Source organism: Peptoniphilus olsenii (assembly GCF_040545475.1).
In the GTDB taxonomy this organism is placed as follows: Bacteria; Bacillota; Clostridia; order Tissierellales; family Peptoniphilaceae; genus Peptoniphilus_A; species Peptoniphilus_A olsenii.
The window spans coordinates 25,840-41,911 of record NZ_JBEPMA010000004.1 but is presented as its reverse complement, the minus strand read 5'-3'; the positions used below and the strand labels follow the sequence as shown (position 1 = coordinate 41,911).

At 30.1% G+C, this 16,072-nt stretch carries 20 protein-coding genes; all 20 read right to left on the bottom strand.

The window, feature by feature from the left end:
- Window positions 1-3: 3 nt before the first annotated feature.
- Window positions 4-699, bottom strand: coding sequence for a DNA repair protein RecO (gene recO / locus ABID14_RS04570; RefSeq protein ID WP_354367606.1), 696 nt, complete (start codon window positions 697-699; stop codon window positions 4-6).
- Window positions 686-1,588, bottom strand: coding sequence for a GTPase Era (gene era / locus ABID14_RS04565; RefSeq protein ID WP_354367604.1), 903 nt, complete (start codon window positions 1,586-1,588; stop codon window positions 686-688). The genes recO and era overlap by 14 nt, the downstream gene beginning before the upstream one ends.
- Before the next feature lie 2 nt (window positions 1,589-1,590).
- The gene (gene cdd / locus ABID14_RS04560) at window positions 1,591-1,989 is read right to left on the bottom strand and encodes a cytidine deaminase (RefSeq protein ID WP_354367602.1); all 399 of its coding nucleotides are present in this window, start codon (window positions 1,987-1,989) and stop codon (window positions 1,591-1,593) included.
- Window positions 1,990-2,697: a diacylglycerol kinase gene (locus tag ABID14_RS04555; protein WP_354367600.1), complete on the bottom strand. Its 708-nt coding sequence runs from the start codon at window positions 2,695-2,697 to the stop codon at window positions 1,990-1,992. It abuts the gene before it with no gap.
- An 8-nt stretch (window positions 2,698-2,705) separates the two neighbouring features.
- On the bottom strand, window positions 2,706-3,152 hold the full coding sequence (gene ybeY, locus ABID14_RS04550; RefSeq protein ID WP_354367598.1) for an rRNA maturation RNase YbeY: 447 nt from the start codon (window positions 3,150-3,152) through the stop codon (window positions 2,706-2,708).
- Entirely contained in the window at window positions 3,149-4,159 is a 1,011-nt protein-coding gene (locus ABID14_RS04545) for a PhoH family protein (protein ID WP_354367596.1), read from the bottom strand. The genes ybeY and ABID14_RS04545 overlap by 4 nt, the downstream gene beginning before the upstream one ends.
- Before the next feature lie 80 nt (window positions 4,160-4,239).
- Complete coding sequence (locus tag ABID14_RS04540; RefSeq protein ID WP_354367594.1) at window positions 4,240-4,782, bottom strand: hypothetical protein; 543 nt, start codon at window positions 4,780-4,782, stop codon at window positions 4,240-4,242.
- Window positions 4,782-5,765 carry a flotillin-like protein FloA gene (floA, locus tag ABID14_RS04535; protein WP_354367592.1) on the bottom strand — a complete coding sequence of 328 codons (984 nt, stop codon included), beginning with the start codon at window positions 5,763-5,765 and terminating at the stop codon, window positions 4,782-4,784. The genes ABID14_RS04540 and floA overlap by 1 nt, the downstream gene beginning before the upstream one ends.
- A gap of 8 nt (window positions 5,766-5,773) precedes the next feature.
- Entirely contained in the window at window positions 5,774-6,499 is a 726-nt protein-coding gene (locus tag ABID14_RS04530) for an NfeD family protein (protein ID WP_354367590.1), read from the bottom strand.
- 110 nt (window positions 6,500-6,609) lie between these two features.
- Entirely contained in the window at window positions 6,610-7,053 is a 444-nt protein-coding gene (locus ABID14_RS04525; RefSeq protein ID WP_354367588.1) for a GatB/YqeY domain-containing protein, read from the bottom strand.
- An 11-nt stretch (window positions 7,054-7,064) separates the two neighbouring features.
- Window positions 7,065-7,244 carry a 30S ribosomal protein S21 gene (rpsU, locus tag ABID14_RS04520; protein WP_354367586.1) on the bottom strand — a complete coding sequence of 60 codons (180 nt, stop codon included), beginning with the start codon at window positions 7,242-7,244 and terminating at the stop codon, window positions 7,065-7,067.
- A 208-nt stretch (window positions 7,245-7,452) separates the two neighbouring features.
- Entirely contained in the window at window positions 7,453-7,791 is a 339-nt protein-coding gene (locus tag ABID14_RS04515; RefSeq protein ID WP_354367584.1) for a histidine triad nucleotide-binding protein, read from the bottom strand.
- 2 nt (window positions 7,792-7,793) lie between these two features.
- Window positions 7,794-8,186 carry a DUF1284 domain-containing protein gene (locus ABID14_RS04510; protein WP_354367582.1) on the bottom strand — a complete coding sequence of 131 codons (393 nt, stop codon included), beginning with the start codon at window positions 8,184-8,186 and terminating at the stop codon, window positions 7,794-7,796.
- Window positions 8,187-8,197: 11 nt separating this feature from the next.
- On the bottom strand, window positions 8,198-9,490 hold the full coding sequence (mtaB, locus tag ABID14_RS04505; RefSeq protein ID WP_354367580.1) for a tRNA (N(6)-L-threonylcarbamoyladenosine(37)-C(2))-methylthiotransferase MtaB: 1,293 nt from the start codon (window positions 9,488-9,490) through the stop codon (window positions 8,198-8,200).
- Window positions 9,483-10,178 (bottom strand): RsmE family RNA methyltransferase, encoded by a 696-nt coding sequence (locus tag ABID14_RS04500; RefSeq protein ID WP_354367578.1) that lies wholly within the window; start codon window positions 10,176-10,178, stop codon window positions 9,483-9,485. The genes mtaB and ABID14_RS04500 overlap by 8 nt, the downstream gene beginning before the upstream one ends.
- Window positions 10,171-11,088 (bottom strand): 50S ribosomal protein L11 methyltransferase, encoded by a 918-nt coding sequence (gene prmA / locus ABID14_RS04495; RefSeq protein WP_435529947.1) that lies wholly within the window; start codon window positions 11,086-11,088, stop codon window positions 10,171-10,173. The genes ABID14_RS04500 and prmA overlap by 8 nt, the downstream gene beginning before the upstream one ends.
- Window positions 11,089-11,251: 163 nt before the next feature.
- Window positions 11,252-12,376 carry a molecular chaperone DnaJ gene (gene dnaJ, locus ABID14_RS04490; protein ID WP_354367574.1) on the bottom strand — a complete coding sequence of 375 codons (1,125 nt, stop codon included), beginning with the start codon at window positions 12,374-12,376 and terminating at the stop codon, window positions 11,252-11,254.
- 107 nt (window positions 12,377-12,483) lie between these two features.
- Complete coding sequence (dnaK, locus tag ABID14_RS04485) at window positions 12,484-14,304, bottom strand: molecular chaperone DnaK (protein WP_354367572.1); 1,821 nt, start codon at window positions 14,302-14,304, stop codon at window positions 12,484-12,486.
- A 22-nt stretch (window positions 14,305-14,326) separates the two neighbouring features.
- Window positions 14,327-14,881 (bottom strand): nucleotide exchange factor GrpE, encoded by a 555-nt coding sequence (grpE, locus tag ABID14_RS04480; protein WP_354367570.1) that lies wholly within the window; start codon window positions 14,879-14,881, stop codon window positions 14,327-14,329.
- A 12-nt stretch (window positions 14,882-14,893) separates the two neighbouring features.
- Complete coding sequence (hrcA, locus tag ABID14_RS04475; protein ID WP_354367568.1) at window positions 14,894-15,916, bottom strand: heat-inducible transcriptional repressor HrcA; 1,023 nt, start codon at window positions 15,914-15,916, stop codon at window positions 14,894-14,896.
- Window positions 15,917-16,072: the final 156 nt, after the last annotated feature.

Here is a 16,072-nt window from a genome sequence, read left to right as displayed (position 1 = left end):
TCCTTAACTAAGCAATTTCAATGAATTAAAATTGCTTATTTCTAAATTATATTTAATATATTTAATAATAATATTGTGTAAAAAAAATTTTCTATTAATGCCATAATTATATTCTGAATCTAAAGTATTGTGTAATAGAAAATCTAAATAGGCAATATCTTCTCTCGTGACCTCGAAAGAATACTCATCTCTGTAATCAATTATTCCCTCTCTTATAGAAAAATAATTATAATCATAGATTCTTAGTTTTGGTCTATAACCCAAGAAACTTAAATATTTTATTTCAAAACTAATTATCAGAGACAAAGGATCTAAAGAACCATTAAATAAATTCAATGTCTTATTTAATAAATCAAACACCTTAATATTTGGATCTCTTTCAATTGTACTTTTGTCAATAAGTTCAAGAGCAAGCGAAGCATAAATTGTATTTTCTAAATTTTCTCTAATCTTAAAATTTGATTCAATTATTTTTGCATTATTAATATAGTAAAAACTCTGCCCTTTTCTAAATAAATATTCATTTAGCCCAAAAACTTGTGAAACTGCTAAATTTTTAGATTTATTAGTCTTGGCACCTTTTACCATTACAGATAGTTTTCCATAATCTCTAGTAAAAACTCTGATAATTTTAGAAGTCTCACCAAAGTCCATATCATTTAATACTATCCCTAGTGTAAAATCTTTAATTGTATCCAAACTTCTTTACCGAATTGTCCTTATCTCGCCAATTCTTTTCTACTTTGACCCAGACTTGTAGATTAACCTTTGTTCCTATTAGCTGTTCGATAGATTCTCTTGATTCTTGAGCAATTTTCTTTAACATTTGCCCTTTTTTACCAATAATTATTGCTTTGTGACTTTCTCTTTCAACATAAATAATAGCATTTATATCATAGAGTTCTTTGTTTTCTCTTTTTTTGAATTTCTCTATTTCTACAGCTAAACCATGAGGAACCTCATCTTGAAGATATTTTAAACCTTTCTCGCGAATAAGTTCAGCAGCGATAAATCTTTCATTTTTATCAGTAATCATATCATTTGGATAAAACATAGGGCCTTCTCTTAAATAATTTTTCAGTATTTCAATATAAAGGTCTGTGCCATCGGCATTTATCGCAGATATTGGTATTATTTCATCAAATATTGATTCGCTACTATACATTTCTATTATTTGTAGTAATTCATCTTTTCGAATATTATCGATTTTGTTAATCAAAAGAATGATAGGAATCTTTCCTTTATAATTTTTTAAAAGTTCTATTATCCCTCTTTCAGCTTTACCAATTTTTTTTGAAGTATCTACTATATAAGTCACTACATCAGCATCTTCTATACCAGCTTTTGACTCTTCAAGCATATATTGTCCTAATTTATTCTTAGGTTTTTGCATACCTGGTGTATCCAAAAAAATAATTTGTGCATCATCGTCTGTATATATAAATGTTATATTTTGTCTAGTCGTCTGTGGTTTTGGAGAAATTGCAGAAATTTTTTCACCAATTATCTCATTTAGTAAAGTAGATTTACCAACATTGGGTCTTCCTATTATTGATACATAACCTGATTTAAAGTTTTTTTCTTTCATTATTACTCCTTACATAAATCTTCTGGTCCAAAAGAATGCGGCAGAATTTCTTCCATAGTAAAAACTTTGTAGTCATCTATACTATTTGCAATTATTATCTGGACGTTTTTCGCAAATTCGCGAATGACTTGTCTACACACTCCACACGGAAATGTATATGGACTATCTCCAGTTATAACAATTCTTTTAATTTCTCTTTTACCTTCTGAAACAGCTTTGAAAATTGCAGTTCTCTCAGCACAATTAGTAGGAGAATAAGACGCAATTTCTATATTACCACCTGTATATACAGAACCATCTTCCATCTCTACACTACATCCTACATTAAAATGTGAATAGGGCGTATAAGTTTCATTTTCCTTTGCTATTATGGCTTTTTTAATAAGTTCTTTTATTTCCATTTATCCCACTACCTTAAATACAAAAATCGCAACACATATTCCTAATATTGCACCTACTACTACTTCTGAAGTTTTGTGAATTTTTCCTTCTACTCTCGACTCGGCGACTAAAAAAGCTAACCCAAATGCACATAAAGTTATTAGAGATTTTTCTGCAAGCATTGATATTATAGTAGCTGCACAAAAAGCAATAGCCGAATGTCCGCTACAAGCTCCCCCTTGAAAATATGTTCCACCACTTCTTTTTGCCATTAAAAGCTTTGCTCCTACTGTTGCAATTATTACAATTATTAGTGAAACAAATGCTAAATGGTTAGGAACATTTTTTATTTTGAATAGCAATAAATCTCCTACTGATGCAAATTTATCATAAAAAACTAAATACGCAACTACTATAGCATTAAGAGCAGTAATAAGAACTGCTCCAGCTGCCACATCTTTTACATATTTAGCTATAGGATTATACTCTTGTACTACTAAATCTACAGTTCTTTCTATTGCTGTATTCATCATTTCAGCGAAGACTACTAGCACGATGGCAAAAAGCATCAGAAGAAATTCTGTACTAGATATATCAAAAAACAACGAAATAACTATTACAAGAATTGCAGCTAAATAATGAAATTTCATATTTTTTTCTGTTTTTAATACAGATATTATTCCCTGAACAGCATAATTAAAGGAAGATATAAAACGTCCTTTTTTCATAAAATCACCTATCTGAAAATCTGTAATTTAGACATTGCTAGCTTTTCTTTTTCACGCATTAGCTTTTTATCTTCATCTTTCATATGATCATACCCAAGTAAATGAAGCACACTATGAACCGTTAAGTATGCCAGTTCTCTCTCATTAGAATGTCCTAATTCACGAGCCTGTTTTACAACTCTCATAATATTTATTATTACATCACCCAGGATATTTACATTAATTTGAAATTCATCATCAATTGGAAAAGATAATACATCTGTTGAAGAATCAACATTTCTATAATTTTTATTTAAATCTTTAATTTCTTTATCGTCAACAAATGATACTGAAACTTCAGCATTTAAATCGACATCTTCTATTTGTAATACACAAATGATAGCTTTGTTGATAATATCTTTTATGTCATCAGTAATCTCTAAAACATCTTGCCTATTGTCAAAATAAATATTCATTTTCTCGCCTCTTTAGGTAAGTTTCTATTATGATTTTTTTTATTATCTGATGACTTTTCATATTTTTCATAAGCTGTAATAATTCTTTGTACAAGTGGATGACGAACAATATCATTTCTATTTAAATAAGTAATTCCAATTCCTCTTACATCCTCTAGAATTTTCAATACAGTCTTAAGTCCGGATTGTTTTCCTCTAGGTAAATCTATCTGAGTTACGTCACCAGTAATTATCGCCTTAGAACCATACCCTAATCTTGTAAGAAACATCTTCATTTGTTCATTTGTAGTATTTTGAGCTTCGTCTAAAATTACAAAAGCACTATCTAAAGTTCTACCGCGCATATAAGCTAAAGGTGCTACCTCAATAAGCCCTTTTTCAACTAAATTATTATAATTGTCATGCCCAAGTATTTCAAATAAAGCATCATATAATGGTCTTAAGTAAGGATCGACTTTATTTTGAAGGTCCCCTGGCAAAAACCCAAGATTTTCACCCGCTTCAACTGCAGGTCTAGTAAGAATTATTCTATTTACTTCTTTTGCTTTAAAAGCTCTTACAGCAGCGGCCATAGCAAGATAAGTTTTGCCTGTACCTGCAGGTCCTATTCCAAAAACAATATCATTATTATTAATATTATCAATATATCTCTTTTGGCCTAATGTCTTTGGTCTAATGGGTTTTCCCATTGAAGTATAGACTAGAGGCTCGCTTAATAATTCTGATATTGACCTTTTTTCATTATTCTTTATAAGTGCAATAGAATATCTGACATCGGCAAGACTTAATGTCTTTTGCTTCTTTGCTACTATTATAAGATTTTGAAGTAAAATTTCTGTGTCAGCTACATTTTCATCTTCGCCACACAGAATCAATTTGCCATCCTTAGATTTCACTTTAACATCAAATTCATTTTCAATTAGATTTATATTCTCATCTAATTTCCCAAATACTATTGATGCTAAATTTATATCATCAATATCAATGGATCTTTGTGTTTTTGCCAAATAATTACCTCCTAAACGTGAATAATATAATATCATAAAAAGGCTTACTTTTCCATAGTCTATGAAAAGTAAGCCTCAATTTATCTTAGACTTAAAGGCTTATCGAATATTTCTTTATATGCAAAAATATCAGCGACTTTTTCAGTATCAAAATCCAGAAAATCATCTTCTTTATTATTTAAATAAGTCTTGTCGTCGGTTATGATTTCATTTAATGTTTTATTATCTGATAAATTTTTTTGAGTTATAATTTCATCAGATTTTTTATTAACCTCTTTTAATACATTAATTAAATCTTGTTCCTTATTCTTTTTAACTTTTGTCTTAGCAGCCTTATCTTTTTTCAATTTCTTATTATTATCAAACAAGTTTTCTATACTTTTAGATAAACTTGAAAAATTATTAGATTTACTGACTCTTTTTATATTTTCTAAAGCATCCTTGGAATTGTTCTTATTAAATTCTTTTCTTTGTCTGTTATTCTTTTTATTAATATATACATCCTCTTCTTTTTTCTTTTTTTTATTAACATTCCTATATATAGAAAGTACAGCTGAAAATAAGAAAATAATTACAGGAGCATATGTTATAAAAACCAATTTTAAAATATCAGAAAAAGACATTATTTATTATCCTTCTTTTTATTATTATCAGATGCTTTAGCTATTTTTGTTCTCATATCAGTATCAGAATTTAAATTCTTAAGTTTATAATAGTCCATAACTCCAATATTTCCGCTGCGAAGAGCCTCTGCCATCGCTATTGGAATTTGTGATTCTGCTTCTACAACCTTAGCTCTCATAGATTCAACTTCAGCTCTCATTTCTTGTTCACGAGCAAGAGCCATAGCACGTCTTTCACTTGCTTTAGCTTCTGAAATTCTCTTATCGGCTTCGGCTTGATCAGTTTGAAGTCTAGCACCAATATTTCGAGCAACGTCTACATCAGCTATATCAATAGATAAAATTTCATAAGCTGTTCCTGAATCAAGGCCTTTATCTAAAACTACTTTTGATATAGAGTCTGGATTTTCCAAAACAGACTTATAAGTCATAGATGAACCAACAGTCGTTACAATTCCTTCTCCAACTCTTGCAATAATTGTTTGTTCACCAGCACCACCGACAAGTCTATCTATATTTGCTCTAACAGTAACCTTCGCCTTTGCAATTACTTCTATACCATCTTGGGCAACAGCAGATATGTTTGGTGTTTCAATTACTTTAGGATTTACAGATACTTGAACAGCTTCAAGTACATCTCTACCTGCAAGGTCAATTGCAGCAGCTCTTTCAAATTGTAATGGTATATTAGCTCTTTGCGCTGCGATAAGTGCATCTACAAGAGTATTAACATTACCACCTGCAAGATAATGAGCTTCCAGTTCTGAAATATCTAAATCTAAGCCCGCTTTAGTCGCTTTAATTGCCGGTCTAACAATCCTTGAAGGTTTAACTCTTCTAAGTCTCATTCCTATAAGTGAAGATATTTTAATTTTTACTCCAGAAAAAAATGCGGTTATCCATAGACCCACTGGCACAAAAGATAAAAATAAAATAACTAAAACAACAACAATAAATACACTTCCAATTGGTAAAAATCTCATATTCCCTCCTATTTAGCTAGTTCAACATAAATTCTTGAACCTGATATCTTTACTACAACTACTTCTTTTTCTCTGTCAACGAAACCAGAACTTGAAATTACTTCCATCTTTTTCCCATCAAATAATGCATAACCAGTTGGTCTTAGTATAGTCAATGTAACCATTTTTTGGCCAACTTCAACTTCTGCGCTATCATTTGATAAAAAGCCAGAATCAGTGTTTGTGCTCGTGAATAATCTCATTCGATTAATCACTTCTGAATTCAAACCTTTTTTTAAAAGATAGGTTCCTATAATTGCAGATATTACAATCGCAATTAATAGAGATAAAAATGCAAAATAAATATCACTCATGGCAAGAACTATTGCTGCTATAAGTGCAAATATTCCACCAATCCCCGCAATCCCAAAGCCCGGTATTAATACTTCAAGACCAATTAATAATATACCTATGACAAAAAGTATCACAGAATACCAATCAGTATGGCCCATAAGTAAGTTTCCCCAAAAGAATAAACCAAAACACACTAAAGATATTGTACCACCAAAGCCAAAGCCTGGCGTTAAAATTTCTAAAACTGCTCCGGCAATAGCTACAACAAGTAAAATTGTAAAGATATATTCATTTGAAAAAATACCCCTAGCAGTGCTTTCTGATGATTGATTTGCAAAGACACTTATAGTCGTGTAATTCAAAATGAATGCAGAAAGCAAAAATCTTTTTAGAGCCTTCATATTGCCCTCCTTCAATAATAATTGAATACTTTTTTATTTAATACCCATTATTATTAATAAATACCATATAACACAAAAAAACCTAGGAAATTACCCTAGGTTTAATTTGTTTAATCTAATAAATCTTTGGCAATTTTATTAACCATATTGCCATCTGCTCTACCTTTAACTTTAGGCATAACATTTTTCATAAGATTACCGATATCCTTCATAGAAGTTATATCATTTTCATCAATTGTCTTTTTTATAATATCGCGAAGTTCGTCTTCAGATAATTGCTCAGGTAAATAATTAAGTAATATTTCTATTTCTTTTTTTGTTTGAAGAACAAGGTCTTCTCTATTTCCTTTTTCAAATTCGGCTATTGATGATTTTTTCTCTTTTAATTGTTTGGCAATAATATTTTCAACATCTTTATCGCCTAGTTCAACTCGCTCATCTACTTCTTTTTGTTTTATAGCTGCGCGAATCATGGTTATAACATCTTTTTGAAGTTTATCTTTATTCTTCATGGAAGTCTTTAAATCAGCCATGAGTCTCTCTTTTAGAGACATAAGAACACCCCTTAGTATCTGTGTTTTTTTCTGCGTGCCTCTTCAGATTTTTTCTTTCTTCTAACACTTGGTTTTTCGTAGTGTTCTCTTTTTCTTACTTCTTTAAGAACGCCACTGCTGGCACATTGTCTTTTGAATCTCTTTAACGCATTGTCAAGTGATTCATTTTCTCCAACCTTGATTTCGGACATTTTAAACCTCCTCTCGTAGAAAAGAGTAGCCTTACGGCAATGTAGTTCAATTATAACTTATTGGATATAAAACTTCAATATTATTTTAAAATTACGTAAAATTTATTGCTTTTAAAATTGAGATATTTTTTAAAAATATTACTTTGAATTTACATTGCATTTTTTATCAATTATAAATAATATCAAAAATATTCTGATATATATTTTATCAGCCTGGTGGCCAATTCAAACTTCTCCCACCAAGAACATGGAAATGAAGATGATCTACTGTTTGTCCTCCATCTTCTTTACAATTATTTACTATTCTATACCCCTTTGTTAATCCTTCTTTTGCACATAAATCTTTAGCAACCAAAAATATATGACCTATAAGAGACTTATGCTCTTCTTTTAGTTCATCGGCAGATGATATATGCTCTTTTGGAATAATCAAAAAGTGAGTTGGGGCTTGAGGATCAATATCTCTAAATGCATAAACTAAATCGTCCTCATAAAGTTTTGTTGAAGGAATTTCTCCTTTTATTATATTGCAAAATAAACAGTCCATAACTACCTCCTTTTAAATTTACTACTTTCTATCTCAAGACACAAACCATTCCATTTGCAATCTTCACATATTTCAGTACGTCTATGTCCTTTAAATATTATATCATGTGATGCTTTTTTTACATCATCCCAGTTAATAATTTGATTTTTAAAAAGTCCAAGATATTCTAAAACTTTTAAATCATAATTTTTTACTTTTTCATAATCACTACATCTTTTTCCATCATTTTCAGGACAAGCTTTACAGATATCATCAACAGAAGCGATTAGTCTTACTTTTGGATTTTCTTTGAGTTTAGAAATTATTTTAGACATATTCTTAGAAAAACTGTCACTATATCCTTCTCCAACAAAATTTTCAGTACACAATATATGGTGTGCTCTTATATTTAGCATTTATACTCCTATTAATCTAATATTTTACAACTGGCCAATTCTTCAGTATCTAAAATTTCAACTTGTTTAATTTTATTTGTTAAATCTACATCTGATTTTGCCTTCACTCTAATATAGTTTGTAGTATATCCATAATACTCATTATCATGTTGTTCTTCAAATAAAACAGATTTAGGTATATTCATATTTAATCTCTTAAACTTTTCGCTGTATATTTCACCAACTTTTATCAACTTGTCAGAACGTTTTTTCTTAATATTGCCATCGACTTGATTGTTCATTTTAGCTGCTGGAGTATTCTTTCTTTTTGAATATTTGAATACATGAATTTTTGAAAATCCGACTTCTTTTACTATTGATACTGAATCTTCAAAATCCTCTTCAGTTTCTCCTGGAAAACCAACAATGATATCAGTTGTAAGACCAGCCATTGGCATATATTTTTTTATTATATTAGTTTTTTTAATATATTCTTCTCTTGTATAATGCCTATTCATGGCTTTTAAAACTTTATTTGAACCACTCTGTAATGACAAATGGAAATGATCACATAGTTTATTTGTTGCAACTGCTCTCTTCATAAAGTCATCATCTATTATATTTGGTTCGACTGAAGAGAGCCTAATTCTTTCGATTCCATCTACTTGAGCTATTTGTTCAATTAAATCTATTAGCCTTTTATCTCCCTTATCTTTTCCAAAACTTCCAATATGAATTCCTGTCAATATAATTTCTTTAAAACCTGAATCTGCTAAAACTTCAGCTTCATCTACTGCATCTTCTATATCTCGTGACCTTATAGGACCTCTAGCATACGGAATGATACAATAAGTGCAAAATCTATTACAACCATCTTGGACTTTCATATAAGCTCTAGTTCTATTATTGCTATCAAAATTTGTAGTATTGGCAAATTCACGCACATTCTTTAAATCTCTTACTATATTAATTTTTGTACCAGATTTTGCCTCTTCTACTAAATTTACAATTCTATTCCTATCAGTTGTACCAATTACTACATCCACACCTTCTATGTTCTTAACCTCACCAGGACTTACTTGTGAATAGCAACCGACAACTGCCACTATAGAGTTTGGATTTTGTCTTTTAGCACGTCTAATAAATTGTCTTGATTTTCTATCAGAAAGATTTGTCACAGTGCATGTGTTTACAATATAAACATCACTATAATCTTCATTTTCTACTTGAGTATAACCTTCTTTTTCAAATAACTCACTCATCGCTTCTGATTCATATTGATTTACTTTGCAACCTAGCGTGAGTATAGAAAAAGTTTTATCCATCTAAACACTCCTTGCCATGTATTATATAAAAAGCTGCAACTATAGATGCAGTCTCAGCTCTTAAAATTCTTCTTCCTAATCCTACTTTATATTCGTCTTTAAAAAGAGAAATTTCTCTTTCCGAAAGACCACCTTCTGGCCCAATAACTAAAGCTATATCATTTGATAAATCTTTAATTATATCCCCAAGTTCTATTTTATTTTCGTCTTCGTAGCATATGACTATATCTTTCTCAAATTTTTTGATATCGTCTGTTTTTACTAGATTATGAACAATGGGAATTATATCTCGTTTTGACTGTTTTGCAGCAGCCTCAACGACTTTTTGAAATCTCTCTTTCTTCTTTTCGAATTTTTTTGAAATATCTGAAATGGACCTATCCATGGAAACCGGATAAAAATCACTGACACCTATTTCTGTGGCATGTTTTAAAACATCTTCATTTTTATTCCCTTTTAAAATTCCAAAAAAAAGGGAAAGTCTTATTGGTGACTCATTGGAGTTTTTAATCTCATATTTTTTTATTATTTTATTATCTTCTATTTCAAACGCAAAAATTCCATCTTTAAATACTACTTGAAATTCCTCTCCATCTTCGATTCTAATTACATTTTTAAGATGGTGTAAATTATCTTCCGATAAATTGGTATTTTCTTCAAAATTTCTATTTTCAAAAAATCTATACATTTAATTTTCCTACAATTGCAATCCAATTATTCTTTGATTTTTCATCAATTATATCAAATCCGCTTTCTTCAAGTGCATCAACTACCATATCTCTTCTCTGTGATATAATACCAGAACAAATAAATATGCCACCGTCATTTAAATGATTTTTGAGATTTTTTATCTCGTCAACTATGATTTCAGCTATAATATTTGAAACAATTATATTGGCATCACCTTTTACAACATCAAGTAAATTGCCTTTTTTTACATCAATTTTTTCAGATAAATCATTTAGCTTTGCATTTTCTAAAGTTGCATCAATGCATTTATCATCAATATCTACTGCCAAAGCGTGCTCAGCACCAAGCTTTAAAGCTGATATTGCAAGAATGCCAGAACCACAACCAATATCAAAAACAACATCCTTTGTTTTTACATATTTTTCAAGCATTTCTAAACACATATAAGTGGACTCATGTGTTCCTGTACCAAAAGCCATTCCAGGATTTATAATTATTTCAATTCTATTGTCTTTTGACTCATATTCTTCCCACATTGGCACAATTGCTAATTTTTTGCCGATTTCTAAAGGTTTATAATATTTTTTCCAATTATTTGCCCAGTCCTCATCATCTTTTTCATAAGTAGTGCAAATACCTAAATTTCTGTTTTCAATCGCAGTTTTAATTTCTTCTGCTGACGATAAGTTTTCCGGATATGTTTTTAAAATTAATTCATCGTCTTTAACATCAAGAATTGGATAATCAATAAAGTCCCAATCTCTCTCATCTTGATTTAACTCATCAATTATATTTTCTGATATTTCTTCAATAGTATAAATATCAAAATCATACAAAACACCTAAAATTTCATTTCTATTTTTTATTTTTGTTTTAATATCCATTTCAATGTATTTCAATTTAATCACCTGTCTTCATTATATATTAACAAAAATTTTAATACAATTTAATAAAATAAAAAACTACTAATAACAAATTTTTGCTGATGTTCAATAAAAAAATTAAAAAATGTCAAATAATAAAAAATAATCTAAAATACAAGTTTATAACTCATACTCTAGATTATTTTAATTAGTCAAACAGGTCTTTTAATTTATCCAAAAATGACTTTTTGTTTTCAGTAACTTCTGGCTCTTTGTCCCTAAGCTGCTCCAAAAGTTCTCTTTGGTCATCAGTAACCTCTTTAGGTATAATTATTTTTACTTGAAAATAAAGATCTCCCTTTTTATTTTCTCTATTTACAAAAGGTACACCTTCACCTTTAAGTTTAAATACCGTTCCACCTTGAGTACCTTTAGGTATATCATAATCCACTAACTTTTTTAGTGTAGGTACTTTTATTTTTGCTCCAAGAACTGCATCAGGATAAGAGATTGGTATATTTAAATAGATATCATTTCCTTCTCTTTTAAACACTGGATCAGATTTAACTCTAATATATACATAAATATCACCCTTTGGTCCGCCATTTTCACCAACCGAACCTTGTTCTACTAGAGGAATAATATTTCCAGAATCTACTCCTGCTGGAATACGCACTTTTAGTTTTTTAACTTTTTGTACCTTCCCTCGTCCATGGCATACTTTACAAGGTTCATCAATGATTTCGCCAGTTCCATTACATTTATCACAGGTAGATGTTCTTACGAATCTTCCAAATGGTGTATTCTGTTCAATATGAATCTCTCCTGTTCCATTACATTTATCACAGGTATGTTTAGAAGTACCTGGCTCCATTTTTTCACCATGACAATGTGAGCATTCTTCATTAATTTTTACCGATATTTCTTTTTCAGTACCAAATATTGCTTCAAAGAAATCTAAAGATATTTCTACTCTGCTATCAGGCCCTTTTTTTGGCATGTCTTTTGCGTTTCTATATTCATATCTTGAACCTCTAGAACCGCCAAAAATATCAAATATATCATCGAAAATATCTGAAAATCCACCAAAACCTTGGCTGCCTCCCACATTTCCATTTAAACCTTCTTCGCCATATACATCATAGATTTGTCTTTTTTTATCATCAGACAATACTTCATAGGCATAAGAAATTTCTTTAAATTTAGTTTCAGCTTCTTCATCACCAGGATTAAGATCCGGATGATATTTTTTAGCTAGTTTTTTATATGATTTTTTTATTTCATCTATTTGAGCATTTTTATCCACACCCAATATTTCATAAAAATTTCTCATTATTCACCCCAAATCGAACTTATATTTTAATACAAAAAGGAACAAAAATAAAGTGCAAAAAAATATTGCAAGGAAAACTCCCTGCAACATTTTTTATTTAATTAAAATTATTCTTCGTCCTCGTCAACAACTTCATAATCCGCATCTACTACATCATCATCTTGTGTTTGTTCTCCAGTAGCTTGTCCTTCTTGAGAATTTTTATAGATTTGTTCAGAAATTGAGTAGAAAGCTTGTGTTAGTTCTTCAGTTTTAGCTTTGATATCTTCGACATCTTCTGAATCTTTAACTGCTTTTAAGTTTTCAATTGCAGATTCAATTTTATTCTTGTCATCGTCAGAAATTTTGCCTTCAACATCTTTTAGAGTGTTTTCAGATTGATAGATGATAGAATCAGCATTATTTTTTGCTTCGATTAAATCTTTTTTCTTTTCATCTTCTTTTGCATACATTTCTGCTTCTTTAACTTTCTTTTCAATTTCTTCTTCATTTAAATTAGTAGAAGAAGTGATTGTGATGTGTTGTTCTTTTCCAGTACCTAAATCTTTTGCACTTACATTAACTATACCATTTGCGTCAATATCAAATGTTACTTCGATTTGAGGAACTCCTCTTCTTGCTGGTGCAATACCATCTAGTGTAAATCTACCAAGAGTAACATTATCTTTTGCCATTTGTCTTTCACCTTGAAGAACATGAATTTCAACTGAAGTTTGATTGTCAGCTGCTGTAGTAAAAGTTTGAGACTTTTTAGTAGGAATAGTTGTGTTTCTTTCAATTAGTCTTGTTGTGATATTACCCATTGTTTCAATTCCTAAAGAAAGTGGTGTTACATCAAGTAAAAGTAAATCTTTTACATCACCAGATAAAACTCCACCTTGAATAGCTGCACCAAGTGCTACACATTCATCAGGGTTTATATCTTTTTGAGGTTGTTTTCCTGTTAATTTTTTGATACATTCTTGTACTGCAGGTATTCTTGTTGAACCACCAACAAGAAGAACTTTATCAATATCATTTGCAGTAAGACCTGCATCTGATAATGCATCTTTTACAGGTCCCTCAGTCATCTTAACTAAATCTTGTGTCAATTCATCAAATTTAGCACGTGATATATCCATATTTAAGTGTAGTGGACCAGATTGACTTGCTGTAATGAATGGCAAGTTAATATTAGTACTCATTGTTGAAGATAATTCTTTTTTAGCTTTTTCAGCTGCTTCTTTAAGTCTTTGTAAACTCATTTTGTCAGCTTTTAAATCAATACCATTTTCTTTTTTAAATTCTTCAGCAATATAGTCGATTAATTTATTGTCAAAGTCATCTCCACCGAGTTTATTATTACCCCTAGTTGAGTGAACTTCAAATACTCCATCAGAAAGTTCTAGAATAGAAACATCAAATGTTCCACCACCAAGGTCATAAACCATAACAGTTTGTGAACCGCTGTCTTTATCTTCGCCATAAGCAAGAGCTGCAGCCGTTGGTTCATTTACAATTCTTTTTACATCAAGGCCTGCAATTCTTCCTGCATCTTTTGTTGCTTGTCTTTGAGCATCTGTAAAGTATGCTGGAACAGTTATAACAGCTTCTGTAATTTTTTCTCCTAGATATGATTCAGCATCAGACTTCAATTTTTGTAGAATCATCGCAGAAATATCTTGTGGAGTGTAAGTTTTTGAATCAACTTTGATTTCGTAATCACTACCCATATGTCTTTTTATAGACTGAATTGTTCTATCAGGATTTGTGATTGCTTGTCTTTTTGCAGTTTCACCTACAAGTCTTTCACCGTCTTTAGTAAATGCAACTACTGATGGAGTTGTTCTATTGCCTTCAATATTTGGTATTATTACGGCGTCTCCACCTTCCATAACTGCCACTGCAGAGTTAGTTGTACCTAAATCAATTCCTATAATTTTTCCCATATTAATTTTCCTCCTAAATTAATCACTGTGACACTTTAACCATAGCCGGTCTAAGTGTTTTATCTTCAATTAAATAACCTTTTTGCAATACTTCAATAACTACTCCAGAATCATATTCATCGCTATCTTCTGTTAAAACAGCGTGATGATAAGTTGGATCAAATTCTTCTCCTAATGCTTTCATCTCAACGATTCCTTCTTTTGCAAGCACTTCTGTCAATTGATCTTTAATCATTTTAATACCGTCATAAGTCTTATCCTTTTCCTCGACAGAGTCCATTGCTCTTTCAAAATTGTCTATTACAGGTAGTAAATTATTTACTACTTTTTTCACTCCAAGTTCTATATAATTCTTTTTTTCTTCTTCAGTTCTTCTCTTGAAATTAGTAAAATCTGCTTGAAGTCTGATAAATTTATCTTTTAATTCATCATATTCTTTATCATTTGTATTCTCATTTTTCTCTTTTTCAGCTGTTTTAGTACTGTCTTCTGTTTCATTAGTTTCGGTTTTTTCTTCTATATTTTCATTATCAAGATTATCATCTTTAATATCTTTTTTTATTTCATCACTTGCCATTTAAACACCCCTCTACATTTCTACAAGACCCTTTGCCACGCCATCGCTAAATACTTTAATTATTTTTAAGAGTTTTGGATAATCAATTCTTACAGGACCAATTATGCCTAAACTTCCCAAAACACCATAAGATGAATTAAAGGGAGCTCTGATAATAGAATTCTTCTTCATAAGCTCAGCTTCGTTCTCATCCCCTATTATCACTTCTATCTTATTCGATGATAAATCGTTACTTAAAATTTCCATAAGAGAATCTCTGTCTTCAATTAAACCCATAAACTCTCTTGCTCTATCCAGGTCTTTATATTCATCAAAATTTAAAATATTTGTGAGACCATCATAATAAATCTCTATAGCAGAAACTTTTTTGTTGAAGTTTCTTGCTAATTTTATTATTTCGGAAATAAATTTTCCATATTTTGCCATATCCATTGACAAAGTTACTTTTAATGATTCAATCTTTTCAAAATCAATACCACAAATTTCTTGGTTTAAGATTTTTTCAATATATTCAAAATCTTCATCTTCAAAATTAGATATTTCTAAAAAATGTCTCTCAACAATTCCCTTATTTCCAATCAATATTAAAAGTGCAGTATATTCATCTAACTTTACTAGAGTTAGCCTTTTAATAGTTGTATCGGGTCTTTCTGGAGTTACCAAGTAAGATGTGCAGTTGCTTATTTCAGCTAAAAGATTAACAGTATTTTTGTAAAATTCTTCTAAATCATTCGAAATATGCAACAATCTGTTTTTTATATTTTCAGAATATTTTTTATCTTCATAGGCAACAAAATTTTTATATAGTTCATTGACATAAAATCTATAAGCCTTATTTGATGGTATCCTGCCAGCAGATTGATGAGGTTTATTTAAAAAACCAAGATCTTCGAGATCTGCCATCTCATTTCTTATGGTCGCTGAACTGACACCCAAATTATATTCTTTGGATAAAGTCCGTGAACCAACAGGAGTTGGCATATCAATATATGCTTCAATTATGGCATTTAAGATATTTATTTTTCGCGTATCCATAATCTCCTCCTTTATTAGCACTCACTCTATCCGAGTGCTAGTATATTTATATATTAAGACCTTCCATAACTTTTGTCAAGGGTTTACTATATATTTTTTCAACCTTTTTTGACATTTGAAATATATTTTCAAAATTATGCACTTGTATTTTTATAA

Excerpts from the sequence above, each read along its gene's own strand:
- grpE (WP_354367570.1), bottom strand. The coding sequence starts at position 14,881 with ATGGCAAGTGATGAAATAAAAAAAGATATTAAAGATGATAATCTTGAT.
- floA (WP_354367592.1), bottom strand. The coding sequence starts at position 5,765 with ATGAGATTTTTACCAATTGGAAGTGTATTTATTGTTGTTGTTTTAGTT.
- dnaK (WP_354367572.1), bottom strand. The coding sequence starts at position 14,304 with ATGGGAAAAATTATAGGAATTGATTTAGGTACAACTAACTCTGCAGTG.
- ybeY (WP_354367598.1), bottom strand. The coding sequence starts at position 3,152 with ATGAATATTTATTTTGACAATAGGCAAGATGTTTTAGAGATTACTGAT.
- ABID14_RS04510 (WP_354367582.1), bottom strand. The coding sequence starts at position 8,186 with ATGCTAAATATAAGAGCACACCATATATTGTGTACTGAAAATTTTGTT.
- hrcA (WP_354367568.1), bottom strand. The coding sequence starts at position 15,916 with ATGGATACGCGAAAAATAAATATCTTAAATGCCATAATTGAAGCATAT.
- cdd (WP_354367602.1), bottom strand. The coding sequence starts at position 1,989 with ATGGAAATAAAAGAACTTATTAAAAAAGCCATAATAGCAAAGGAAAAT.
- ABID14_RS04525 (WP_354367588.1), bottom strand. The coding sequence starts at position 7,053 with ATGTCTCTAAAAGAGAGACTCATGGCTGATTTAAAGACTTCCATGAAG.
- mtaB (WP_354367580.1), bottom strand. The coding sequence starts at position 9,490 with ATGGATAAAACTTTTTCTATACTCACGCTAGGTTGCAAAGTAAATCAA.
- ABID14_RS04540 (WP_354367594.1), bottom strand. The coding sequence starts at position 4,782 with ATGTCTTTTTCTGATATTTTAAAATTGGTTTTTATAACATATGCTCCT.
- ABID14_RS04530 (WP_354367590.1), bottom strand. The coding sequence starts at position 6,499 with ATGAAGGCTCTAAAAAGATTTTTGCTTTCTGCATTCATTTTGAATTAC.
- era (WP_354367604.1), bottom strand. The coding sequence starts at position 1,588 with ATGAAAGAAAAAAACTTTAAATCAGGTTATGTATCAATAATAGGAAGA.
- dnaJ (WP_354367574.1), bottom strand. The coding sequence starts at position 12,376 with ATGAGAAATTTTTATGAAATATTGGGTGTGGATAAAAATGCTCAAATA.
- rpsU (WP_354367586.1), bottom strand. The coding sequence starts at position 7,244 with ATGTCCGAAATCAAGGTTGGAGAAAATGAATCACTTGACAATGCGTTA.
- ABID14_RS04515 (WP_354367584.1), bottom strand. The coding sequence starts at position 7,791 with ATGGACTGTTTATTTTGCAATATAATAAAAGGAGAAATTCCTTCAACA.
- ABID14_RS04500 (WP_354367578.1), bottom strand. The coding sequence starts at position 10,178 with ATGTATAGATTTTTTGAAAATAGAAATTTTGAAGAAAATACCAATTTA.
- ABID14_RS04555 (WP_354367600.1), bottom strand. The coding sequence starts at position 2,697 with ATGAAAAAAGGACGTTTTATATCTTCCTTTAATTATGCTGTTCAGGGA.